Source organism: Rossellomorea aquimaris (assembly GCF_000935355.1).
GTDB classification, from domain to species: domain Bacteria; phylum Bacillota; class Bacilli; order Bacillales; family Bacillaceae_B; genus Rossellomorea; species Rossellomorea aquimaris_B.
In genome coordinates this window covers 69,326-92,803 of the sequence record NZ_JXZC01000005.1, presented here as the reverse complement: position 1 = coordinate 92,803, position 23,478 = coordinate 69,326, and the positions used below count along the sequence as shown (strand labels likewise).

The window sequence follows — 23,478 nt, the reverse complement described above, 5'->3', positions numbered from 1 at the left end:
AAATGATGAAAGAAATGTTAGTCCAAGTAAATGGTTGTAAACTATATGCGAAATTGGTGGGAGAAAATGATGGAAAACCAACTGTTGTAATGGATGCTGGATATGGTGATTATTCCAAGGCTTGGGATTCAGTAATCGAAGATCTTACAATGCTCTCTAATGTTCTCATTTATGATAGGGCGGGACTTGGGAAAAGTGAAACAAGTTCTAATCCCAGAACCAGCAGTGAGATGGTAAAAGAATTGAAGGAACTTCTTATTGAGGCCCAGATTAAACCTCCATATCTATTAGTAGGGCACTCATTTGGTGGAGTAAACTTGAGAATGTTTGCAACTGAATATCAGAATGAAGTGTGTGGACTTGTCTTGGTTGATTCTACGCCTGAAGATTATAGAGAAAGATTTCTCCCGACAATGTCAGAGGACTTTCAACAAGCATACAACAAGCAATTCATTCATGAAGGAAATTATGACGAATTTATGGAGAGTTTAAAGCAGTTGAAAGACACCAGACGTAAATTAAATGTCCCGCTAATGGTTCTTTCAGCTGGAAAAAAAGCTCATTATTCGGAGGAATCACAAGAATTATGGAATGATATGCAGAGAGAGATACTTGAAATATCCTCTATAGGTGAATTGGTGATAGCTGAAAACAGTGCTCACTACATACAAAATGATGAACCGGAAGTGGTAGTAGGTGCTGTGAAAAAATTGATAGACAGGGTTTGAAGTCAGGTTGTGAAAAATAACACTTTAATTAGCCGTGGCAATAGCTAGTAATGATCGATCCTTCAGCTTTATCGAAACGCCATTAACAGTTTATATAACAAAAGGAGAAATTGAATTCGATGGATATATCCTTGAGAAACAAGTTATTGGGCGAAAGTGAACTGAAGTCCATTTTAACTGAATATAAAAATGAAAGATGCAATTGGCAAGAGGTAGATAAAACGTTGGTATTACAATCTATGATGGAGCATATTGGTTCAACGGATGGTGAACTCCGTGATCAGTTGATTTATACCTCTTTTTATAGATTAATTGTTGAAAGCAATCAAATTGAAGCTGAACTCTTAACTGTACTCTTAGATGCTTGTATGAATGAACGAATGTTTAAAGGAATTGGTGAAAAGGATAGCGACACCGTATTTACAAGAGCGTTCACTACCCTGTTAATAGCATTAATATTATACAGAGATAATCAAGCGGATTTTCTACCCCAAAACCTAATTGATACGGTTAAAGAAAAGTTGATTACGTACATTGAGCTTGAGGAAGACTTAAGAGGGTACGTCCCTGGTAAAGGGTGGGCTCATAGTATCGCCCACGTAGCTGACACATTTGAAGAGTTGGTGAAAAATCCAAAGCTTGATAAAGAAGATTATCCAGTGATAGTAAGAGTATTGTGTAGCAAAGTCCTTATTTCCGATAGTGTGTATGTTCACGATGAGGATGAACGGTTATTAACCCCGATTCTTGAAATGATAGAAAGAGGGTTAAATGTAAAAGAAATAGAACAATTCCTCCAAGAGATACCTAATCAATTAAAAATCCAAAAGGCAAAAATCGAGAATGAAAAGTATTGGTTCCTGGTTTTTAATATTAAATCATTTTTAAAAAGTTTCCACTTTAAAATCAACGATCAACCTAAACTATTACCGCTTCAGAAGAAGATTGAAGAAACACTAGCGAAAGTCTTTTGAGTGAGCCTGTATATTTTTTGTATTTTCATAGACTAGTCAAAATCTAGGTAACGGGTGATTGCTTAAGATAGCAGTTTCCCGTAATTGTGCATGTAAGACTTCATACATATAAAAAAGGGGCTGTATAGGTTGGAACTCAAACTTGGTGACTTTTCCATTGTTCTCCCGCCTTTCCACATTACAATCATTGCAATGATTATTATTTTCTTTTTAGTAAGGTGGAGTAAGCAATTAGAAACACGTCGTTATACCGTTTTTATTTACTTTCTGATTAGCACCCACATCGGTCCAATCTTTTCCAGGGATACAAAGGAAGGTTTCTTCGAGCTATGGTTTCCTTTGGGATTTGTAGTTGTTTTCCTTTACTTGTTGCTAAGTAAGAGAAACCATCCATCCAAAATGAAAGCAAGTATTTTAGGACTTTGCATAGCATTATATCGGCTGGTTCTCCAATATGTTAGTTAGTTTATTGGTAAGGGGACAGGTCCATTGGCTCTTTGGATAGGGGCCGCGGTGCCTGTCCCCTTGGTTCCCTTGAACTTTTATATAATCTAATTGTGGAAGAGGTCAAAACATGAAAATCACCAGAATGGATCATATCAGTATAAACGTAAACGATCTACCAAAGGCTAAAGAGTTTTTTATTGATTTAGGACTTGAGGTGAAAGCTGAATGGGAAATGGATGGAGAACTGTTGGACAAGGTCGTTGGCCTTAAGGATGTGAAAACGTCATGTGTAGGGATGGGGGTGCCGGACGGTCAGACATGGATAGAACTCGTCAAGTACCGTACACCGTCTGATGAAAACGGTATTCAGCAAACATTTCCCAACACATTGGGTATCCGCCACATTTGCTTTGCTGTTGAGGATCTTGACACCATGGTTGCCCATTTGAAAAGGAAAGGTACGGTGCTCTTTAGTGAAATCCAGCAATATGAAGACAAATATAAGTTATGCTATGTCCGTGGTCCAGAGGGGATTATTTTAGAGCTGGCGGAGGAAATGAGATGAAACGATAGAGGTGAAATGAATTGAAAAGAAAGCTCCAGCCAACACCAGACATATTACAAGAATGGATAAAGACATATGTACCAGATAAAGACTTGTTTTTTATCCGAGGGACGGACCTTGCTCGTTTTAAAGAATACCTCACGAATGTCCTGGTCATCCCCCACGAAGAGTTCCAAAACCATTCATCTTATAAACAGTACAACTTGCGAACAGCTATGAGTATTGGAATCTGTCAAAGGATGTTGCCTTTGTACTTGTGACACCTTCCGGCTGGGTGAATCATCTACCAGTTGAAAAGAGAAACGAGCTTTTTTATATTCAAGTGGAAGTGGGAAGGGGCTTGATTCATCCCATCTCTGACTTTTCTGGAGACGCATCATCCCTTCGAAACAGTGTTGTCGAAGTGAAGGGAGAGGAGTATGCTGTCCTTCATAAAGCGATGTGGGAAGTACTTTCTTATCGATGCAAGGAAGACCTCATAACAGACATTGCCCAAGAATGGGAGGATTGGACTTGTTATGATCCTCCGACCTTAACCCCTCCGCACCTATTACCGTATGCCAACACCTTTCCAATCAGAGCGGGAAGTAATTGTTTATCGGCAACTCTCCTCGCCATCACCCAACAGGAGTGGATCGTCCATGAATGGGTCCACCCTCAAACGTTTCTTCAACGTTTAGCACTTGAAGATTATCATGTCATCCCGTCTAAAGGGTTGAGGGCAGGGGATGTGGTGACGTGGGGAAATGCAGACGGAATCATTCAACACGCTTCTTACTGCATAGACGGTCAGTTCTTCTTTAACAAACGTGGGCAGACCTTTTTTAATGCGTGGAGTGTTTTGCATGGTGATGATTTAAAAGGGGACTGGGGTCATTTAAGTATGAAGATCTATCGGAAAAAAAAAGAGTATGAGCTGTGATGGGAGACATTTTTCATTCCAAGAATCAGGGCAGAAAGGAAGGGATTGAGATCATATGGGCGGATTAAAAAAGATCGTCAATCTCCTTAATGGATTTAAGCAAGTTTTTTATCATTATGATGATGAAGGTTTTTCGAGTGCTGAGAAAGAATACATTGATACTATCAAGAAAGCCAATCCCTATGGAATTTTTGTACTGATCTTTGGTGGGATTTCATTTGCATTTGGACCCCAATATGTCATTTTCCCTGTCGTAACGTTGACAGTGGCTTTATTGACAATCTGGACCTTTGATAAGGAAACAGAAGACAACACTTGGACATTTCTCCTGGGGACGGTTCTATCTCTCACAGGATTGTATATGCATATTGTGGGAGCGGTTCACATTCTCATACTTTAAGGGAGGGAAAGGGTAAGGTGGAAATCATCAATAGCATACAAGAGGTTTTATCAATGGGGCTTGCATTTGTAGTTTACCTTGCCATACCAGCACTTATTATCTTTAAAGCTATTAGAAGAAAGAAACTCCCCAGTAATCATTACACCCCTTTAGACGATATCCTGGACGGCAAAGTGAGAGATCTTGAAGAAGAGAATGATAACAAGGATAGACTAAGAGATTAACATTTCATATTATACATTAACAACAATCTGGAATTATATTGGGAATTTGAAGGGGAAAAGTAGATAGAAAGCGAACTATTTGATAGACCAGTAAAAAGGAGAGAAGGATTTGAGTAAATCATTCATTGAACAAGTACACTATATTAGAATTCCTGTTAAAGATGTAGAACGTTCTGCACACTGGTACAGAGATGTATTAGGACTCCAGTTAGTAAACATGACAGAGGAACTTGCAGCTATCAAAGTAAATGACGGACCTTTCTTACTGATCCTAATCCCAACAGAAGATGAAACCTTTGCCCATTTTACAGTGAATCAGGAACAGGAATTCAGCATTGGTTTTACAAGTCCCGAGCTGGTTGAATTTCATCAACACTTAATGGATCACCGGGTAAAGGTCGATGAGATTAAAGAAGATCACGGACATGCATTTTTCCACTTTTATGATCCAGATGGCAATAAGCTGCAAGCACACTGGTAACAGGTCATGCAGAAAGAATACCTTTTTTTATAGCCTTATGTCGGTTGGGAGATCAGGTTGAGCTCGAGAGCTGATAAATAGCCGGAGAAATTCCGCTTAATTAGTCATTACGATTGAAAAAGGCTGAAATAGAGGGAAGAATTCCGCTTACTGACTCAATAGAGCCAATTATAAGCAATTTTTCTGTGCATAAGCGGAAAATCTCCCCTTATTTACCCTAAATACATGTTCCATTCTGAATGTAACCGGAAAATCTCCGCTTATTTTAATATTCCTAATAAAGAAACCCGCCAAATCTAACTACACGGCGGGTTCTTCTATTTAAAACGGTTTTCCAGAAGCCCTTTTCAACATTATGACTGGCTCGCTTTGACCATTTGTCGTATGGAGCCAAGATGATAGGCGGAGTGGGCGATCGCTCCAAGCATACCTGATAAAGTCTGTTCATCTAAAGAGGTCACGGAATCAATCGTTGTCAGCAGGGCGGTGTAATCTTGTTGAAGTTCAGAGGTGAATTGTGTCCAGGTATTGGTGTCTACGCTCGTGATCTTCCAGGAAGCTTCCCAGTCCTTGTCGGGTACTTCTCCATTCAAATAGGATCTTGCCACCCATATATAATAGCGTGTGTGATCGGTTTGAGCGGCGATGGTCGTTCCGTTGACCGGTGTCGAAGCATCTTCTGCCGATAATCTTTCGAGAGTTCCAAACAAGCCACTTCCAGGTTTCGATTCTGTGTACCAGCTTCCGTTTCCTTCAGGTCCTTCAAATGTTTCCTTCAACATCGTCTTAACAGCTGCCAACATCGGATTCTCCATTGTAGTACCTCCTGAAATTAGATTTAACCATCAAAATAAATTTAGGTGGTTATAAGTTTACTCCGGTTGTTTCTAACTGTCAATATGTATTATGATGGTTAGAGTAAAGGAGTCATGATCATGTCGGAAACAAACCCTTATATGATGGTCGGTGAACGGCTGTGTATGGATTTCATCAATACCGTCAGCTGGCGGGAAAGCGCTGAGAAAAGGCGGGATTGGTTTACGAGTTACCCTGAATTGGTTGACTGGTCCGTCCATGCCGAAGTGTTGACTGCCCAACAGTCACAGAATCTTCTTATTGAAGCAGGTGAAAACCCTTCTCAAGCAGAAGAGACCCTGAAGCAGGCAATCGAACTGCGGGAAGTCATGTATCGAATATTCAAGAGCATTTCCCAAAAAAACTCGCCGAACGAGGAGGATCTGAAACGCTTCAATGAATATGTGAGCACTTTCTATCGATCGTTGCAAGTCATCCCAGATGAGGATCAATTCACGTTGAAGTTCAACCACCCAGAGAAAAACCTGGACGCTATGCTGCCTCCCATTCTGCAATCCGCTGTGGATTTACTCGTTTCAAAAAATGAATTGGAACGGGTTAAGCAATGTGAAGGGGACCCTTGTGGCTGGTTATTCTTTGATACGAGCCGGAATCGAAGCAGGCGCTGGTGTTCCATGGCTGATTGCGGGAATCGGGCGAAGGTGCGGAGGTTTTATCAAAAAGAGAAGTGACTACATGGGATCAATTTCCCTCTGGGATCTAAAATCATGTTGTTCTCTTCTATAAAAAATCAAGACCAAGGAATCACCTTGGTCTTTTTTTACGTAGTGTTAAAAATTATTGAAGCCAAAACATGCACACGTCCGTCTAATACATAGTCATACACAAAGGAAAAGAAGGTGAGTTCAATTATTGAATTAGTTCACAAAGCCCAGGAAGGCGACGAAGAGGCTTTTCTGACAATGTTTCAAGAATACGAGAAAGATATCTATCGAATGGCATATGTCTACGTGAAAAATCAGGAGGATGCCCTTGATGTCGTTCAAGAAACGGCGTATCGCTCATTCAAAAAGATAGGCACACTAAGGAACCCTGCCTATTTCAAAACATGGTTAATAAAGATTACCATAACCTGCGCAACGGATATGCTGAGACATAAAAAGAAAATCATTCATTTGAATCCGGAGTATGCTCATCCTATCAATTTGGAAGACAATGATATTCCTCTTTCATTATCCCTGCATGATTTGATTAACACATTAAATGAAAGTGAAAAAAACATCATACTCTGGAAGTTTTATCACGGATATACCCTTAAGGAGATTTCAGAAATCGAGGAGTCACCATTGGGTACAGTAAAGTCTGTTTTATATCGGGCGCTGGCAAAACTCCGAAAACAGGTCAGGAGGGTTGATATGTATGAGTAACCATATTAGACGTGAACTAGAAAAAATTGATATTCCTGATGACTTACATAGTAGGGCAAGATTAGGCGTCGAGAAAGCAAAGGCGGAATTCAATGAGGAGAGTCATACCCCTGCAAAGGAGAACAAACTCAGTCCAGGACGCTCTCCATTGCGCAAAAAGTCCCTTTATAAAAGACTTTCTATCATTGCAGCTGCACTTTTACTAATTGCATCTACGTTAACATTCACACCAGTGATAGCGGCCATTCAAGAAGTATATGACAAAATATTCTCAAGTAAGCATATTGATGATTCAGGGGTGAGGAATGCCGTCATATCAGGAGATGGACAAATTCTTGATCAAACATATATTGATGAAGAACATGACATCACTGTCCATTTCGACCGTGTGTTGACGGATGATAAGGAAACAAAACTCCTTCTTACCTATCAAAGTGAAAAGACCGATTTAGAGGACTATTATATTGATCTATTCGAAGGTGTGAGCTCCATCAATTTAATCGTTGGAAATGAAAAAAGAAAATTGAAAAATGTAGGCTGGGGAAGCAGATATTATGACAGTAAGGAAAACAAAGTAGTATCAGCCCTTTCGTTTGAATCAATAAAGGATTATAAGGGAAAGGACATCCGGCTGGAAATTGATCGATTAACGATTTATAAAGATAGCGGTCGTGATAGCGTGGAAACAACCTGGCCATTACATTTCACCATCAAGCCGGCTGCGGTATCAGAAAGAAGAACCGTAGAGGTCAATAAAACATTCACTTACAAAAGGGAAACCTATACCGTTACCCGGGTAGAGTTCTCAAAGCTTGAAACAAGGGTAGTGGTTACGGGGTCCGACACAAGGAGCCTGACAGATGAAAATGGTATGGGATACGACGTGATGAGTAAACTGGAACGACAATTCCTCAATGCAAGGAAAAACAGTAAAGAATACGGGTATAGTGTCAACGAAAAGAAATCAGGAGTGTTTATAAAATCAGGCGGCAAAAAAGTGGAACCGATTTTTAGTAAAGGCGAAGTGGAAGGAGAAAATGACGAATACATTATGACGTTTGCCCCGGTTAAGAATCAAAAGGACTGTATTCTTGAAGTAGGTGACGCTGTAGAGATACCTCTGAATAAATCCGGAAAGGTCTTACAAAAAAAAGTAGAGGATGAACAATCTGAAATAAATGCATTGTTAGCTGAAAGTGGATATACATTAGTGCCACTGACAATAGAAGAAGAGAAAAAAATCAATCAATATCTGGAGGCATTTCCAAAAGAACTTTCCATTAAGAGAAAAGCTATTGGGAAGCTAAAAGGTCATGAAAACTCGAAAATTCTAGAAATCAGCATATCCGAACAATCTGGTGTGCTTAGTAGGAGTGAGGCTCAGGATTCAGAAACAGCTAAAAAAATAAGGGAAGAAAATGGATTCTCTTTCATTCCGATTTATTTGAATCAAAGATAAGATGGAGAGCAGTAGTCCCCTTTTGAGAGGGGGCTATTTTTTTATACTTTGTCATCTGAGAAAAAACGGAAATTCAAAGGATAATCTCCGTAATGCCCTCTTCAATTATCGGGCAAACAAGCAGCGTTTCTTCCTTAGGTAATGAATGCACCTAAATTATTTAATAGGGGATTGTACAACCTGAAGGAGTTTGAAATAATTGAAATAACAAATTTTTCTAAAAAAATAAAGGGGCTTACAATGAATCATTACGAAAATACGTACCTAACCATAGAAGAGCTCCTTTCATTCCCAACCTTATCAGACATACATATAAGTGATGACGGTAAAAACGCAGCATTTGTCAAACGGACAGCTGATTGGGAAGAGAATACATATCGGAATGACATATGGCTATATGAAAAAAATAAGGGAGGATGCTATGCATTAACAACCAGTGATATAGAGGGTTCATCTCCCTTATGGTCCCCTGATTCCCGACAGGTTGCATACCTTCGTTCAGTTGGTGACGGGGGTGAGAAGAAAAATCAGATCTTTGTTGAGTCATTGGATAGTTATAGTAGTTTTCAGATGACGGACGAGAAAGAAGGAATCAGTCAATTCAAGTGGGACCCTTCTGGCAAGGGCTTTTATTATGTTGCACCGTCAAAGGAACCTGAGGAAATCAAGAAACGTAAGGAGATTTATGGAAATTACCATCATATAGGCAAGGAATACCAGAATCATAGTTTATATTACATAGAAATAAACGATTCTAGCAGTGAGTGTCAGGAAAAAATCGAAAGCAGCATTACGTATCAACTAACTGACGATAAGGATTTTCATATCAGCGAATTTGATATCTCAAGTGATGGGGAAAAGGTTGTATTTATGGCTACACCAAGTCCGGACGGGGAAGATGATCAGAATAAAGATTTATACATACTAGATAAGAAATCTAGAAAGTTACATAAGGTGAGTGGAAATAAGTTATTGGGAGGGAGCGTTTGCTTTTCTCCTCACTGCACCAAAATAGTTTATACAGCAAGCACAAGAGAGAAGGCTCATTATAAGACACATATAAGAGACCATACACTGGAGATCTATGATCTTATTAGTGGAGAGCACAACCAGCCTTTAACCGATTTTGATAGTACGGTCATGCCCATTCGGTGGACAGCTAAAGGGATTCTCTTAAAATGGCAGGATAAAACGAATTACCTTATTGGGCTGTTATCTGAGGATGGTAAGCTAAGCATGGTTAGTGAAACAAAGGACTGCTTTATACAGGATGTTTCTATAACAGAGGATGGGGAACATCTCGCCTATAGTAAGGCCACAACCAATGAAACCTTTGAAATCTATTTCGACGATAAAAGAATAACAAATGAGAATTGTATGTTTAAGGGGAAACTCAAAAGTAACAGGGAAGTCATCTCATGGGAAAGTAGTGATAATCTGGAAATAGAAGGGGTGTTATCAACCCCGGCAGACTTTGATCCCCATAAACGATATCCCTTGCTGCTACTCATCCATGGTGGTCCTGGGTGGGCATCCTTCCCGATCCATTCAGGTTGTTTCAATGATAAATATCCTGTTGAGCAGTTTATTGAAAAGGGCTTTATCGTGTTAGAACCAAACTACAGAGGAAGTTCAGGATATGGGAATGACTTTCTAGTAGCAAACTATCGAAACCTGGGAATCGTTGACTACAAAGATGTGATATCCGGGGTGGATGCACTCGTAGAAAGAGGGATGGCGGATAAGGATTGTGTAGGGGTAATGGGATGGAGCCAAGGTGGATTTATATCAGCCTTCTGTTCGATATACAGTGATCGATTTAAGGCCGCTTCAGTCGGGGGAGGAATTACGAACTGGCGCAACCACTATGTGAATACAGATATACCTTCCTTTATTAAGATGTATTTAGGGGATAACCCGTGGAATGATCCAGAGATCTATGCGAAAACATCACCCATGACCTATATTCAATCAGCCTGTACGCCCACCTTGATCCAACATGGAGAAAAGGATGCGAGGGTCCCAACTCCAAATTCCTATGAGCTCCATCAAGGATTAAAGGACATGGAAGTAGATACAGAATTAATCATATTTAAAGGAATGGCTTATAGTGCTGACCAGCCAACTATGAATGCGGCCATTATGAAGCATAATTTGATGTGGTTTTCACATTATATTCTTGGAGAAAGCATGAAAGATTTTAGGGTTCTGTGATTAATAGATGGATATACTCACAGGATACATGCAGATGAAACAGTCATTCATCATATGCTGTTTATAAATAATAGGCATATAGTCAAACTCGTTGTGTCTATACAAACTTCATGAAATCTCTTATCAGCTGCTTTCTTAAGCTTTATCGGTATTTCATTATATGGAAAATTAATGGGATAATTCGAGCTTCAATTACTCTGTTATCGTCTAACAAAATATAATAAAAAGCTTTGTGTCATGTAGGGGGAGCTGAATTGAAAAACAAATTAAAAAAATCGCGAACAGATAAGTCCATAAGCGGTGTCTGTGGAGGGATAGCGGAATATTTCGGTATTTCTTCTTTCGGAGTAAGGCTACTATTTCTTTTCTTACCAGCTAATGTACTTATATATTTAATTCTTGTTAATACAATGCCTGACACTCCTCGGTCATTATGATACTTCAATTGATTTATTCATGTATTGGAGGCAATTGCTTAATAAGGGAAGTCACTTTTTTTCTAACGAGGAGATCGTTCTATTAGGTTTTCAAATTATTTACCAAGCTAAGGAGATGAGATGGAAGTGACTTGGAAAGGGTTTCTAGATCAAATATCTTTAAATCAAGATATCAGACAAAAAGCTGATTTAAAGGTATTGATAGAATTCCCATTAGCAGAACCAAAAACAGAATTGTTAATCAGCTTATTTGACTACATAACAAGTATTTATGGTTCCGAAAAATGCACTATTCTTTGGTGGTATGAACCAAACTGCATGAATGGGAAAAACATAAGTAAACCATATACAAAAACCATTAGCCAGAATGACTTGAAATATTTAAAGGATTTATGAGAAAGAATTGCAGGTGATTATCTATTGTTCTTGCCTGAAGAATTCAATTTGAAAGTTGAAACCAGTGATGAGGAAGAGTTTATTGGGGTATGTTTAACCAAATACAATCAATTGATACTAAAAACTCCTGATGCAAATGAAGTATTGCATTTACATATAAATGAATGAACTTTTTATTCAGCTAACGGACCAGATTGTTGAAGATGTAGTTTAGCCCTAGTAGCTTTTCGCGGCAAAATCCCTCCTTTATTGTTATGGTACAATATGTAATAAGTCTTATAACGGAAGTTAGTTACTGATATATACCGCCAAAATATATTATGAAACATGCTTGAACAAGGAGTGGTGTCAAATGACTAATAATAAAAGCACAGAAATAAAACGCTCATCAAAAGCAGAAAACATTCTATCTCAGATCAATAGTAATACGAAGCTAGGCGACATACGAAAAATCGCGAAGGACATTAAAAAAGATCACGAATTAGCTATGGAACTTTGGTCAACCGGAGAGTTCTTACCAAGACTATTGGCCATCTTAATTATGGACAAAAAGCTGCTTTCACAAGAGGTACTAAATGAGCTTGATAAGGATATGCAGACTCACACATTTGATGAACGAAATAAATTAATGGATTGGTTAATGGCTAATCAGCTGACTAAAAACAAGAAGAACATTGCATTGATGGAGTCATGGGGAAATAGCCCTTCTGCCCTTCAAAGACGAGCTTTCTGGTATTTTCAAGCGCGATTGAGATGGACTGGACAAACACCGCCTGATAACACCGCAGACTTACTATCCGCAATTGAAGCTACTATTACGCAGGAAGAACCGGAAGTGCAATGGGCTATGAATTTTACCGCAGGCTGGATAGGCGTTTATGATGAAAAGTATCGAGCACGTTGTATGAAGCTTGGTGAGAAAACGGGTCTTTACAAAGATGAAATGGTATCAAAAGGATGTACTCCCAATTACTTGCCGGAATTTATTACGATTGAAGTTAACAAGCGACTGAATAAATAGGTACCTCTGAAAAATTCATAAGGGTTCGATGGGAAAATAAAGCTCAATATGGACAGGATCTGAAAGTAAGCTCTCAGATCCTTTTTGCTTGGAGGGAAATTTCAAAAAATTATCATGAGTAATCACCTATGAAGGCGGTACGGTGAACTGTATCTAATTAGGGAGAATTAGATGAAGTAATTATTTTTGTGCTATAATTTGGAATATCATCTATGCGGAAGTGAGTGAGTTTTTTGAGATTTGTTTTTGACTTAGACGGAACAATTTGTTTTAAAGGACAACCAATCTCCAGAAAGATCCTTCATTCATTGTCGGAGTTGACAGAATCAGGTATAGAAGTCATTTTCGCCTCGGCAAGACCGATCCGAGATATGCTACCTGTCATAGACGAAGCATTTCACCATTATACAATGATTGGTGGGAATGGTTCTTTACTATCAAAAGAAGGAAAAGTAATTCATTCCAACTCGTTCTCGACAGATGAAATGAGAGAAATAAAAAAACTTATCCATGAATATAATGCTACTTATCTAGTAGACGGTCATTGGGACTATGCGTATACTGGGCCAGATTCACACCCTATACTTCAAAATGTAGACCCTGCAAAGTTAGCCAGAATGGTTAGTATGGATTCTCTTGATTCGATCGTTAAGATTCTGTTTCTTACCTCAAATAATATGGATGAACTATCAGTAAAACTCTCGAAACTCAATGTCTATGTAAATACACACGGTAACGAAAATGTACTGGATATCAGCCCAAGTGGAATCAATAAATGGAGTGCATTAAAGAAGCTTGGAATAGAAGAAAATACATATATTGCTTTTGGGAACGATGCGAATGATATCTCAATGTTCGAAAACGCATTACATACGGTTATGATTGGTCACCACAAACATTTAGCTCCTTTTGCAAAAGAAACGATATCAATGAATGCAAACTGCGAACAAGAAATTGTAGAAAAAATCATTACTCTTTCAAAAAAATTTAAACAAATTCATGCATAGATCTTACTTAATAAACGAAGGCTTATCCGGAACAGGATGAGCCTCTATTTAGTTTTCGATATCCCCTTGAGTAAGTTGCTGTATTTTGGAATAATTGGTATTAAGTTGAAGGTCGGAATGTAAAGATCAATATTTAGGGGGAGATTTTTGTATGGGGGAATATTTTTGGAAAGCGGTAACATCTGTTGAAGTCTTGAGTGTAATTGTTATTTTGTTTCTTGTTCACTTTTTGTTTACACAGTTTAAAAAAGTGGTAATCACTCCCTTCATCGTTATACTTCTCGGATACATCGCCTTTATTATAGGGATTGTGTATATCAGAGGGTGGACTGGAATGGGGTGGATGGTTTGGGGACATATCATAATGGCAGTGGGTATTCTTTTTTACCTTGGCTTGGGAATATATAGTATCTTCCGCAAACGGGTTTATAAATGGAAATCAGCTGACTGATTCCCATTAATAAACCATATCAGTTAACCCACTAGTAGAAGCTAAAAATTCCTATATAGGGCCCAATAATGGAATATGTGTTCAAGAATGAAGCAAAGAAAACGAAGCAGGTGAAGAAAAGTGAGTAAAGTTATAGAAAAACTTAAAGAAATAGATGTTGGAGAGGTAGGGATAACTATATTTTCCACTAAAGAAAACAAAGAAAATACCTCTCTAAATAGTGAACTTAAAATCCCCCTTGCATCAGCAGCAAAAGTAGCGATAGCATTTTGTGTAGCGAAATGGGTAGAGGATGATTTGGTTAATTGGGATGCCATTGTTGAAGGAGTATCATTTAATCCAGAAGAAGACAGCAAAGAACTTTATCCTCATCTGCAAAACAGACAAAGTCTTCCTCTGAGGGAGGCGGTTGAAGTAATGATTGCTTGTCACGATAGCTATATTGCTAGATGTATAGTTCATTTTTGTGGTGGCTGGAAAAAGTTAAATAAGTCCATCCAGTCTTATTATCCTACAATAAATGTTACTGAAAACCCAAGGGATCTTGAAAATAAGGCTCAGCTAAACGAAATGCTTGATTTGATGATACGTATCTATCAAGGGTACAAAACACATCCTCTCATATGGACACCAATCATTAACGGATTGGTTAGACAAAAGGGAGATATAAATCAAATACCAGCACACCATCTAAACCATATGACAGGTGGACTAGATAATGTTGCTGTTGATATCGGAATAATTGGTGACTTTAATGAAAACCCTTATATCTTTGCATTAGGGGCAATTCACTTACCTAATAGATTAAACAGTCAGGATGCTGACAGTAAGATTATTGAAGCAATGGAGTTGCTTTATGATGAATATTTAAAACAGTGAGCATCATTATTCAATTTTAGGGGCAATAACAGGAGGTCCAGTCAGAAAAAGTGACGGCTACCATTATTCAGCTATCGGTAGTTGAAAGCTGGGAATGATGAGGGAGGAGGGATATTCGTGCATCCAATAACAGGAATAGAAATGACAATGACAGCTGCTTTTATCATGATCATCTTTGCAGCCACATTGTTAATGCCTAAAAAGAGTAGAAAAAGGAGTTTAATTGCCGCGTCCTCTATAACTGTACTATTCCTTTCATTCTTCGTTATTCGACCCTATTGGGTTGATTATCAAGTATCCAAGAAGACAGAACAACTGAATCTTTTTCTTGAGGAAAAGTATCCCAATCAAGGGTGGGAAATTCGCCATCAAACTGGGACTGGGAGGCAATACAACCCTTATCAATTAAGTGTAGAGTTTGAAAACGAAAAAGGGTGGACGTATACTTACTCAGTGGTAGATAAAGAAAATATTTGCCAGAGCGTATGGACACCACCAGAGGGGAGTTTCCCGAGGGATGGGAAACATTTTGAACGTAACCATTGTGAATAAGTAAATTTTTTTATTCAACAAGGTGGTTTTTTCTTTTTGGTGCTTACCCCTTTTATCGGAAACTAGGTTACTAATAATGGATTTTCTATAACAAGGAATGAAAGAGGGAATTTTAATGAGAAATCCTACTAAAGACATTTATAATAAGTTAGCAGATACATATCAAAACGACGTCGATGAGAAAAGTCCCTATAACGCATATTATGAACGCCCTGCGATGATGAAGGCTTTGCCGCCACAATTAAAAGGGAAAAAAGTGCTTGATGCCGGTTGTGCAGCTGGATGGTATTCTTCGCAGTTATTGCTTCAAGGGGCGGAAGTTACGGGCATTGATATCAGCTCCGAAATGGTGAAAGCAGCGAAGCATCGTTTAGGTGAAGAAGCGACATTCCTATGCCATGATCTTCAAGAACCCCTTCCGTTTGAAGATGATTCCTTTGATGTGATCGTAAGCTCACTTACGCTTCATTATCTCAAGGATTGGACCCAACCATTTCAAGAATTCAACCGCATTCTAAAAGCTGGTGGAACCTTTTTATTTTCGGTTCATCACCCGTTCATGGACTATACAAGACATAATTGCAAGGATTATTTTGAAACCCAACTCCTCACAGAAACCTGGAACAAACCGAATATTACGATTGACGTAAGTTTTTACAGGAGACCCATGCAAAGTATCAATAATGAAACCACTCAATTTTTCAATCTCGATGAGTTGATTGAACCCCAACCGCATGAAAAGATGAAAGAAGTGAAAGAAAAGTCTTATCACTATCTCATGACCAGTCCTCACTTTCTTATAGTAAAGGCTATGTCAAAAAAACGGCTGGAAAATGAGTGATTGGATTGAGTTTTCTGGAGTCAGCTAATTTGAATAATACAATTGGTCGTGGGAGAAAGAGCATCAGCCTGACTGGATGGTTTGCCACTTTAGACGGCACGCAAACCGCACGGGGAAATCTAATGATGATTGCCAAGTTGCGTTGATTTTATATTGAGCAAGAGACTAAGTAGAATAGGGACGGATCACTCTACCCAGTCTCTTTTATATAAAATATGAATCAAAACAGCAAGAACTTGCTGCGGCTGCTAAAAGCCCCATTACAATCTATTTTCTTCATTTAGTTGTATGCTAAAGGTTGATCAACTGTTTTTCGTTTCCTATAGATGCTTAATATTAACCCTACGGCAATCATTTCAAGCAAAATATGTGAGCCACCAAAACTCATGAATGGCATGGCTACACCAGGCAGAACCGATAACCCCAGGTTTGTAAGGATGCTTAATATAAACTGAACTGTGAATGTAGCTGCCAAGCCTATTATAAGCAGTTTACCATACACATGTTTCACGCTTTTAGCCGTACTGGAGATTCTGTAAATGAAATATCCAATCAACACGAAAGCAATGGTGGCGGCCAACCAGCCAAATGAGTAGATGGTATAAGCAAAGATGAAATCTGTATGGACTTCAGAAATAAAACTAGGAGTGTCATGAAGGGTTTTTCCTATAAAATCTGCGTCTCCTAACTTTAGGTCAGCATAAGGACTTGTCAGTGTATACGTTTGAGCTTGAACGAACAGATGCACGATTGGCCATATGGTAGCTACTGTTGAAAACGTTATAGCTTGTTTGAGAGTGGCTTTCGACACAAGCATGATCACTGTGCAGACAATAATACTAATAAAAGTAGCTGCAAAGGCTCCTGTCGTTGCCAATAAAATGATAGGTATGGAAAGGATGCCTGTTCCTACCCAAGACTTTTGATTCTCTTTCCAATTCCATGAATGAAAGATTCCTGCAAAAGAAATGACCAGAAGAAATGGAGTGATTTCCGTGAAGTTAATACTGGCAACTCCTACATTTAAATATGGCACGCCATCGACTCTAACACCGATTAAAACGGTCAATAAAAGAATGAGGATAGTTCCTACATAAAAGTGATTGGAGTACTTTAGCAATCTTCTGTAATCAAAGGTAAACAGGCTTAGCATGAGCAGAAGGCCGATCAAGTAAAAAACAAGACTTTTATTAAATACATTCATTTGATGAAGCTCTATAATAGCTGAATGAAATTGTAAATAGTACATGACAAACAGCCCAAATAGGGATGCTGCCAGCACTGGAAGAATGGTTTTAGCATCCATTGGGGCTTTATGTGTCTTGTTTAACTGCTTCCCCAATACTTCTGCATCTCCCATATGGTTCAATGCTTTATCTATGGCTTCTTCTTCAGAGAGACCTCTCTGCATGGCATCCTCTTTAAGTGCATGAAGATGATCGTTTATTTCAAGCTTTATACTAGCATGTACATCCTTATTCCTGATCCGTTTACACAATTTTTCAATATACACTTCGAACTTCTTTTCTACTCCCATATGATTTTCTCTCCATTTAGTACTTCGTCAACTGCATTTTTGAAAACGGACCATTCTTCTTTTTTTTCCTGGATAAATTCTCTTCCGGAGTCATTTAACTTGTAATATTTTCTCTTTCTCTTTCCAGTCCCTTCTCCCCAGTAAGAGACAATCAACCCTTTTTCCTCGAGGGTGTGAAGGATAGGATAGATCGTTCCTTCTTTCAAGCTGAATATCCCGTCAGACTTCGACTCCAGTTCTTTAATGATTTCATACCCATACATTGGTTTAGCATGAAGCAAGCTTAAAATAAGAGTAGTGGTACTCCCTTTAAGCAACTCTTTACTTATCTTCATAGATACTCTACCTCCGGATGCATAGTAAATCTATGCATAGTTATTATATGTGTATCTTATACTGCATATATAAACCTGTCAATGCTTGTTATGCATTGTATATCATAAATATTTGTTGACACACCACACTACTTTGTCATACTATATACCAGTAGTAAGTGTTACTAAGTACAGGGTGGAAAATGACTGTGATGAGAGTACCGAAAGTATAATGAAATACAAATATGGGGGTGAATGTTTGGAAAACTTCACAGAAATGCTGAAAGGGGTGCTTGAGGGTTGTGTGCTTGAGATGATCAGCCGTGGTGAAACGTATGGCTATGAAATCACGCAACAGCTGAGAGATCTTGGTTTCACTGATGTGGTCGAAGGCACCGTGTATACGATCACCATGCGCCTTGAGAAAAACAATCTGGTGGACATTGAAAAAAAGCGATCTACTGTGGGGCCACCTAGAAAATTTTACACACTCAACGCAGCAGGTCGTGAGAAGCTCGAGGTTTTCTGGGGGAAATGGGATTTCGTCTCAAGCAAAATGAACGAACTCAAAACGAAAGAAATCAAAAGGAGAGGATAAAATGAAGTTTATTGAAAAAATCACCGGAAGTCTGGCTGATAAGCGGGAATGGAAGGAGATGGAGGCGCGTGCGAAGACTCTTCCAAATGAGTACCTCCACGCTTACAAAGCGATCCAAAAATATATGTGGACCACTAGTGGTCTCACCGACTGGAAGGACACCAGCCGTATCTTCAATGGCATTCTCGACCTGTTCGAGGAAGGTGCAGCGGAAGGCAGGAAAGTGACTGACCTCACAGGTGAGGACGTGGCTGCTTTCTGTGATGAACTGGTGAAGGGTTCGGAAACTTGGAGTGACAAGCATCGCGCTAAATTGAACGATTCGATTGGTCGTGACTAACTATCAGGTCCAGTGGGTTTTCGCCTCTTCTTAACGCTAGGACCTCTTTTGCAAAAGCAATTCAAAAAATAAATGCAATAGATAATGCCTACTGAATAGTTGGTTACAAATGAGGTATTTACGTCTTCACTATTCAGTCCTTTTTTTAACACGGTACTAAGTAATACAGAATATCGGTAATACTGAGTAGTGGGGTATAAGCCATCCAGCGTACTATATAAGAGGAAAAAATGAGTAATGCAGTGATTTCTTTAAAAGGGATGAAAGTTGATATAAAGTTAAGGGCGTTGATCTAAGAAGGGTTAACGCTTTTTTTGTTGAAATTATTATACCAATGGGCCAGTATGCTTTAATAAGTCAGTCACAAAAACTCAAACAACAACGATCAGGGGGACATATATTGGATATACATATGAGAGAAGCCACCAAGAATGATTATGATGCGGTTCATCAGCTACAAAGACAAGTTCACGAAATTCATGTAAAGAAAAGACCGGACCATTATCGGCTGGCTGATACCACGTTAGACAAAGAGTATTTCAACAATTTGATAGATGGAGAAGACACGAAGGTATTCTTGGTGGAAGAAGACCAACCCATCGCTTATACCATCCTTACGATAAAACATACAGCGGAAAGGCCCATTCTCATTCCAAAGAAAGTGGTCTATATGGACGATTTTGGTGTCGATCGTATGTGCAGAGGAAAAGGGCTGGGGAAACGATTCTTTGGGGAAATAGTGGAGTTCGCAAAGAAGATAGAAGCTGACTCATTAGAATTAGGCGTGTGGGAGTTTAACGAAGATGCTATAAAATTCTATGAATCTATGAATTTAAAGACAAAAATGAGGCGGATGGGAATAGATTTATAAACTCTCCTTTTGATAAAGAGGGCAATAGCCGCAGATCACCTTGATCTGCGGCTATTGCCCTTTACTATTCGTAAGTTAATGAAAGAAATCGAAACTTTCACTCTTTGAATAACGTCTAATAGGTAGTAAGTAAATGTCTTAGAAAAAAATCTTTTGTTGTATTCAGTTAACCGACCATGAAAAGAACGGGGGAGACATTATGTGGGTACAGAAACTAATTCAAACAGAACGAGGGGCTTTTGAAGTATTTGAAGCCGGGAATGGTGAACCATTATGTGTGACTCATCTATATAACGAATTTAACGAGCGTGGCTATCATTTTGCGGACAGGTTTGTGGACGATTTTAAGGTGTACCTTGTAAATCTTAAAGAAACCGGGAATTCCACAGAGGTTAGAGATGAAGGCGAGTTAAGTATGATTGAAACATGCAAGGATTTAGAAGCCGTCCGGGTTGCATTGGGGTATGATGATTGGAACTTTGCCGGCCACTCGACTGGAGGGATGCTCGGATTGGTTTATGCTGCACAGCATCCTGATTCTTTAAAACGGTTGGTTGTAGGTGGAGCATCAGCTACAAATGAATATGTGGAACATCAGGAGAGTATCTATTGTGACAAGCATCCCGAAAACAATAGATTGAAAGAGATCGTTTCCATACTTAAGTCTGAAGAATCAACAAAAGAAGAACGGGTACAAGCAAGCAGGGAATGGACCGAGATGTCCTTGTATGACCCGGGCAGATTCGAGGAGTACTTTTCTAAGCCAACCAGCGGTATAGTGGTTCAAAAGCGTTTGGATTATTACTCTTATTCCGAATTGCCAACATATGATATCAGGGAAGACCTTTCAACAATCCAAACCCCGACAATTATTTTTTGTGGAAAGCACGACTCTCGATGCCCATTTATTTATTCTGAAGAAATTTTTGATCTTGTTCCAAATTCATCATTCTATATTTTCGAGGATAGTGACCATTCGCCTCATTTAGAGGAAAAAGAAAAATTCAGCAGTATGGTGAAGGATTTTCATTGTTTGGTTTAAGCGAATCTTTAATGAAAGCACTCTAAAACGGCAACTGCCTTTATTATCATTCAAAAAATTATTCTATATAGGGAGATAAACATGATTATTATGATAAATGGAGCTTTTGGTGCAGGGAAAACCACTATTGCAAATGAGCTTCATAAAGAGTTGGAGAATAGTATGATTTATGATCCGGAGGTAGTGGGGTACATGTTACGACATGTGATCCCCGAGAAAGAGAAACGAATGGAAGCAGGAACTGGCGATTTTCAAGATCTTCAGTTATGGAGAGACTTAACTGTAGAGGTTGCAAAGCGCTTAGTAGGAAAATATAGAGTTGACTTGATCGTCCCCATGACGATCAGGAAAATGGACTATTTCGATGTTATTAAGAGTGGATTTGAAGAAATAGATGAAGATACTCACCACTTCTGCCTAACAGCCAGTAAGGAAACAATCTACAAAAGGTTGAAAGCACGCGGTGAGGAAGAAGGGAATTGGTGTTTTCAGCAAACAGATAAATGTTTGAAAGCATTTCAAGAAAATAACTTTGGGGAATACATAGATACTGAAAATGTCAGTGTTGGAGAAGTTGTAGGCAAGATAAAGGAGAAGTTAAACATTGATGAGATGGGTTTGTTGATGAATAGAAGTGAATGACAGATTAATGGGGGAGAAGCCATGCTGAGGAAACCAGGAACAGAAGAATATCCTGCATATTATAAAGATTATATCAATAATGTACCAGATGGGGATCTGCTCCAGATTCTAGATGTTCAACTAAAAGAAACTACGAGTCTATTAAAAGATCTAAGTGATGAACAAGCCCGGTTTCGCTATGCTCCGGAAAAGTGGACAATCAAGGAAGTCTTGGGCCACATAACTGATACCGAGCGGATTATGTGCTACCGACTACTCAGCATTGCCAGAGGGGAACAGGAGATGCTGCCTGGATATAACGATGATGAGTATGTGAAAAGGGGCCGATTCAATAGGTTTTCCTTACAGGAACTATTACACCATCAATCTCTTGTCCGCCAGAATACCATCCTTCTTCTGAACAGCATGGATGAAGAAGCCTTGCTCCAGCGTGGAAAGGCAAACGGGGGAGAAGTGACGGTCCGTGCCATTGCGTACATTATTGCCGGGCATGAGATTCATCATCGGAGGTTGATTAGGGAGCGGTATTTGAATACCGATAAGTAAAATAGTAAGAGATGGCTCTTTCGAGAAATAAAATTGGTCTTCTATCGTAATCGGGTTTGAAATCTAACGGAGGAACTTCAAATAATGAGGTTTCTCCTTTTTTTTATGGATGGAGAACAAACTTCCAATAAGCAAAACAGATAAACGTACAAATCCACGAAACAAACCCAAAAGCGGTGACAATAGTCGTTTCACCCCACCCATATTTTAAGCCATAGTGATAATGAATCGGAGTCATCCTGAAGATTCGCTTACCTGTCGATTTAAATGAAGCCACTTGTAATATGACTGAAAGCTGTTCCGCGAAATAGATAAAGAACAACACTGGAATGAGGATCTCCACTTTCTCAATAATGGCAAGGAAGGATAGGGATCCCCCAATCGCCAATGATCCTGTATCCCCCATAAAAGCTTTGGCTGGAAAGATATTATAAATAAGAAAGCCGAGTAAGCAGCCAATCATGATTAAACAAAAAAGCTGGACCTCACTACTGTTTGAAATCATGAAAAAGAAGAAATATGTAGGGATCGCCACCACGCCTAAAAGTCCGTCCAACCCGTCTGTAAAATTAATCGCATTGGCAGAACCCACCACAAATAAGGTGATCACAATGAAATATATCGAAGCTGGAAGATTGATAGAAAGATTTTGATAAACACCAATCGTAGTATCAATTCCGAGTTCATTCATTACGTAAAAAAGCAAAGCACCCGTAAATAGGAATTGGAAAATAAGCTTGGTTCTACTCGATACACCTCCAGGATCTTGGCGTGATGCTTTCCAAAAATCATCCAAAAAGCCGATGAAGCTGAATAGAATGTAGGTGGTGGCCAGGAAGTACATCAGTGGGGTAGGTGAGAAAACTAAGGCTACAATAATACCGATAAAAAGAATGATTCCAAACATTAACGGCGTCCCTTTTTTTATTTGATGGTTGGATGGAAGTTCTTTTCTTATCGGTTGCAGGAGCTTTAATTTTCTTAAGAGTGCAATGAATAATGGGGACAAAGCCGAGACTAATACAAAAGCGATGAATGCTGGTATGAGTTGATCGACCACTTCTTATCTTCTCCTCTTCTATTAACTATCTATAGATAAGTTCTATGAAGAGGGTGGATATCCTTTAATCTATTTGATGTTAATTGAGATTACGTTAAAATGAGTGTGTTTTCTGATTGGGTGGATTCGGCTGCTGAATTTATTAGAAAAATCAGCAGCTGATTCCAAGCGGATATTCAGCAGCTGAAAGAATACCAAAGATTCGATTTGTACCTGATACAAACATACAGGAACAAAGGTGAGATTATTTACCCCAACGAAACAAGAAGGTGCCTATCCAAAACAGG

29 protein-coding genes are annotated in these 23,478 nt (G+C 39.0%); 25 read left to right on the top strand and 4 right to left on the bottom strand.

Features of this window, described 5'->3' with window-relative positions; all coding sequences use genetic code 11:
- The first annotated feature begins 2 nt into the window (after positions 1-2).
- The 7 genes from TV75_RS13625 (at position 3) to TV75_RS13590 (ending at position 4,741) form a co-directional block, all read left to right on the top strand.
- On the top strand, positions 3-728 hold the full coding sequence (locus TV75_RS13625; protein WP_044339342.1) for an alpha/beta fold hydrolase: 726 nt from the start codon (positions 3-5) through the stop codon (positions 726-728).
- A 119-nt stretch (positions 729-847) separates the two neighbouring features.
- Positions 848-1,702 carry a DUF2785 domain-containing protein gene (locus TV75_RS13620; protein ID WP_044339341.1) on the top strand — a complete coding sequence of 285 codons (855 nt, stop codon included), beginning with the start codon at positions 848-850 and terminating at the stop codon, positions 1,700-1,702.
- Positions 1,703-2,276: 574 nt separating this feature from the next.
- Positions 2,277-2,714: a VOC family protein gene (locus TV75_RS13610; protein WP_044339339.1), complete on the top strand. Its 438-nt coding sequence runs from the start codon at positions 2,277-2,279 to the stop codon at positions 2,712-2,714.
- 256 nt (positions 2,715-2,970) lie between these two features.
- Complete coding sequence (locus TV75_RS13600; protein WP_044339337.1) at positions 2,971-3,636, top strand: hypothetical protein; 666 nt, start codon at positions 2,971-2,973, stop codon at positions 3,634-3,636.
- A gap of 55 nt (positions 3,637-3,691) precedes the next feature.
- Complete coding sequence (locus tag TV75_RS13595) at positions 3,692-4,036, top strand: hypothetical protein (RefSeq protein WP_044339336.1); 345 nt, start codon at positions 3,692-3,694, stop codon at positions 4,034-4,036.
- A gap of 17 nt (positions 4,037-4,053) precedes the next feature.
- Positions 4,054-4,260 carry a hypothetical protein gene (locus tag TV75_RS21885; RefSeq protein ID WP_156142439.1) on the top strand — a complete coding sequence of 69 codons (207 nt, stop codon included), beginning with the start codon at positions 4,054-4,056 and terminating at the stop codon, positions 4,258-4,260.
- Positions 4,261-4,369: 109 nt separating this feature from the next.
- Positions 4,370-4,741 carry a VOC family protein gene (locus TV75_RS13590; RefSeq protein ID WP_044339335.1) on the top strand — a complete coding sequence of 124 codons (372 nt, stop codon included), beginning with the start codon at positions 4,370-4,372 and terminating at the stop codon, positions 4,739-4,741.
- Between the two features lie 353 nt (positions 4,742-5,094).
- On the opposite strand, the gene TV75_RS13585 is transcribed toward TV75_RS13590, so the two are convergent.
- Positions 5,095-5,556: a hypothetical protein gene (locus tag TV75_RS13585; protein ID WP_044339334.1), complete on the bottom strand. Its 462-nt coding sequence runs from the start codon at positions 5,554-5,556 to the stop codon at positions 5,095-5,097.
- Between the two features lie 120 nt (positions 5,557-5,676).
- Here TV75_RS13585 and TV75_RS13580 point away from each other — a divergent pair, with 120 nt between their 5' ends.
- The 12 genes from TV75_RS13580 to TV75_RS13525 all read left to right on the top strand — a co-directional run bounded on the left by TV75_RS13580 (position 5,677) and on the right by TV75_RS13525 (position 16,241).
- Positions 5,677-6,288 carry a CGNR zinc finger domain-containing protein gene (locus TV75_RS13580; protein WP_044339333.1) on the top strand — a complete coding sequence of 204 codons (612 nt, stop codon included), beginning with the start codon at positions 5,677-5,679 and terminating at the stop codon, positions 6,286-6,288.
- Between the two features lie 168 nt (positions 6,289-6,456).
- Entirely contained in the window at positions 6,457-6,984 is a 528-nt protein-coding gene (locus TV75_RS13575; protein WP_156142437.1) for a sigma-70 family RNA polymerase sigma factor, read from the top strand.
- Entirely contained in the window at positions 6,977-8,443 is a 1,467-nt protein-coding gene (locus tag TV75_RS13570) for a DUF4179 domain-containing protein (protein WP_044339332.1), read from the top strand. Before TV75_RS13575 ends, TV75_RS13570 begins: the two co-directional genes overlap by 8 nt.
- 240 nt (positions 8,444-8,683) lie before the next feature.
- On the top strand, positions 8,684-10,657 hold the full coding sequence (locus TV75_RS13565) for a S9 family peptidase (protein ID WP_044339331.1): 1,974 nt from the start codon (positions 8,684-8,686) through the stop codon (positions 10,655-10,657).
- Positions 10,658-10,911: 254 nt separating this feature from the next.
- On the top strand, positions 10,912-11,094 hold the full coding sequence (locus TV75_RS13560) for a PspC domain-containing protein (protein WP_044339330.1): 183 nt from the start codon (positions 10,912-10,914) through the stop codon (positions 11,092-11,094).
- 120 nt (positions 11,095-11,214) lie between these two features.
- A complete protein-coding gene (locus TV75_RS13555) occupies positions 11,215-11,490 on the top strand; it encodes a hypothetical protein (RefSeq protein WP_044339329.1) in 276 nt (91 codons plus the stop codon).
- A 352-nt stretch (positions 11,491-11,842) separates the two neighbouring features.
- Positions 11,843-12,511: a DNA alkylation repair protein gene (locus TV75_RS13550; RefSeq protein ID WP_044339328.1), complete on the top strand. Its 669-nt coding sequence runs from the start codon at positions 11,843-11,845 to the stop codon at positions 12,509-12,511.
- Between the two features lie 233 nt (positions 12,512-12,744).
- The gene (locus TV75_RS13545; RefSeq protein WP_044339327.1) at positions 12,745-13,518 is read left to right on the top strand and encodes an HAD-IIB family hydrolase; all 774 of its coding nucleotides are present in this window, start codon (positions 12,745-12,747) and stop codon (positions 13,516-13,518) included.
- A 151-nt stretch (positions 13,519-13,669) separates the two neighbouring features.
- Positions 13,670-13,969 (top strand): hypothetical protein, encoded by a 300-nt coding sequence (locus TV75_RS13540; protein ID WP_044339326.1) that lies wholly within the window; start codon positions 13,670-13,672, stop codon positions 13,967-13,969.
- A 120-nt stretch (positions 13,970-14,089) separates the two neighbouring features.
- Positions 14,090-14,848, top strand: coding sequence for a serine hydrolase (locus tag TV75_RS13535; protein WP_044339325.1), 759 nt, complete (start codon positions 14,090-14,092; stop codon positions 14,846-14,848).
- A 117-nt stretch (positions 14,849-14,965) separates the two neighbouring features.
- Complete coding sequence (locus tag TV75_RS13530) at positions 14,966-15,400, top strand: hypothetical protein (RefSeq protein ID WP_052504564.1); 435 nt, start codon at positions 14,966-14,968, stop codon at positions 15,398-15,400.
- A 115-nt stretch (positions 15,401-15,515) separates the two neighbouring features.
- The gene (locus tag TV75_RS13525; protein ID WP_044339324.1) at positions 15,516-16,241 is read left to right on the top strand and encodes a class I SAM-dependent methyltransferase; all 726 of its coding nucleotides are present in this window, start codon (positions 15,516-15,518) and stop codon (positions 16,239-16,241) included.
- Positions 16,242-16,521: 280 nt separating this feature from the next.
- Here TV75_RS13525 and TV75_RS13520 read toward each other — a convergent pair whose 3' ends face one another.
- Together TV75_RS13520 and TV75_RS13515 are read right to left on the bottom strand one after the other, a co-directional pair.
- Positions 16,522-17,778 (bottom strand): FtsW/RodA/SpoVE family cell cycle protein, encoded by a 1,257-nt coding sequence (locus TV75_RS13520; protein ID WP_044339323.1) that lies wholly within the window; start codon positions 17,776-17,778, stop codon positions 16,522-16,524.
- Positions 17,769-18,113, bottom strand: a complete 345-nt coding sequence (locus TV75_RS13515) for a PadR family transcriptional regulator (protein WP_044339322.1) — start codon at positions 18,111-18,113, stop codon at positions 17,769-17,771. The genes TV75_RS13520 and TV75_RS13515 overlap by 10 nt, the downstream gene beginning before the upstream one ends.
- A 238-nt stretch (positions 18,114-18,351) precedes the next feature.
- Here TV75_RS13515 and TV75_RS13510 point away from each other — a divergent pair, with 238 nt between their 5' ends.
- The 6 genes from TV75_RS13510 to TV75_RS13485 all read left to right on the top strand — a co-directional run bounded on the left by TV75_RS13510 (position 18,352) and on the right by TV75_RS13485 (position 22,131).
- Positions 18,352-18,690, top strand: a complete 339-nt coding sequence (locus TV75_RS13510; RefSeq protein WP_044339321.1) for a PadR family transcriptional regulator — start codon at positions 18,352-18,354, stop codon at positions 18,688-18,690.
- A gap of 1 nt (position 18,691) precedes the next feature.
- A complete protein-coding gene (locus tag TV75_RS13505; protein ID WP_044339320.1) occupies positions 18,692-19,030 on the top strand; it encodes a DUF1048 domain-containing protein in 339 nt (112 codons plus the stop codon).
- A gap of 400 nt (positions 19,031-19,430) precedes the next feature.
- Positions 19,431-19,901, top strand: coding sequence for a GNAT family N-acetyltransferase (locus TV75_RS13500; protein ID WP_044339319.1), 471 nt, complete (start codon positions 19,431-19,433; stop codon positions 19,899-19,901).
- A gap of 199 nt (positions 19,902-20,100) precedes the next feature.
- On the top strand, positions 20,101-20,943 hold the full coding sequence (locus TV75_RS13495) for an alpha/beta fold hydrolase (protein WP_044339318.1): 843 nt from the start codon (positions 20,101-20,103) through the stop codon (positions 20,941-20,943).
- Between the two features lie 81 nt (positions 20,944-21,024).
- Positions 21,025-21,585, top strand: coding sequence for an AAA family ATPase (locus tag TV75_RS13490; protein WP_044339317.1), 561 nt, complete (start codon positions 21,025-21,027; stop codon positions 21,583-21,585).
- A gap of 21 nt (positions 21,586-21,606) precedes the next feature.
- Positions 21,607-22,131, top strand: coding sequence for a DinB family protein (locus TV75_RS13485; RefSeq protein ID WP_044339316.1), 525 nt, complete (start codon positions 21,607-21,609; stop codon positions 22,129-22,131).
- 103 nt (positions 22,132-22,234) lie between these two features.
- Here TV75_RS13485 and mraY read toward each other — a convergent pair whose 3' ends face one another.
- On the bottom strand, positions 22,235-23,191 hold the full coding sequence (mraY, locus tag TV75_RS13480; protein WP_044339315.1) for a phospho-N-acetylmuramoyl-pentapeptide-transferase: 957 nt from the start codon (positions 23,189-23,191) through the stop codon (positions 22,235-22,237).
- Positions 23,192-23,478: the final 287 nt, after the last annotated feature.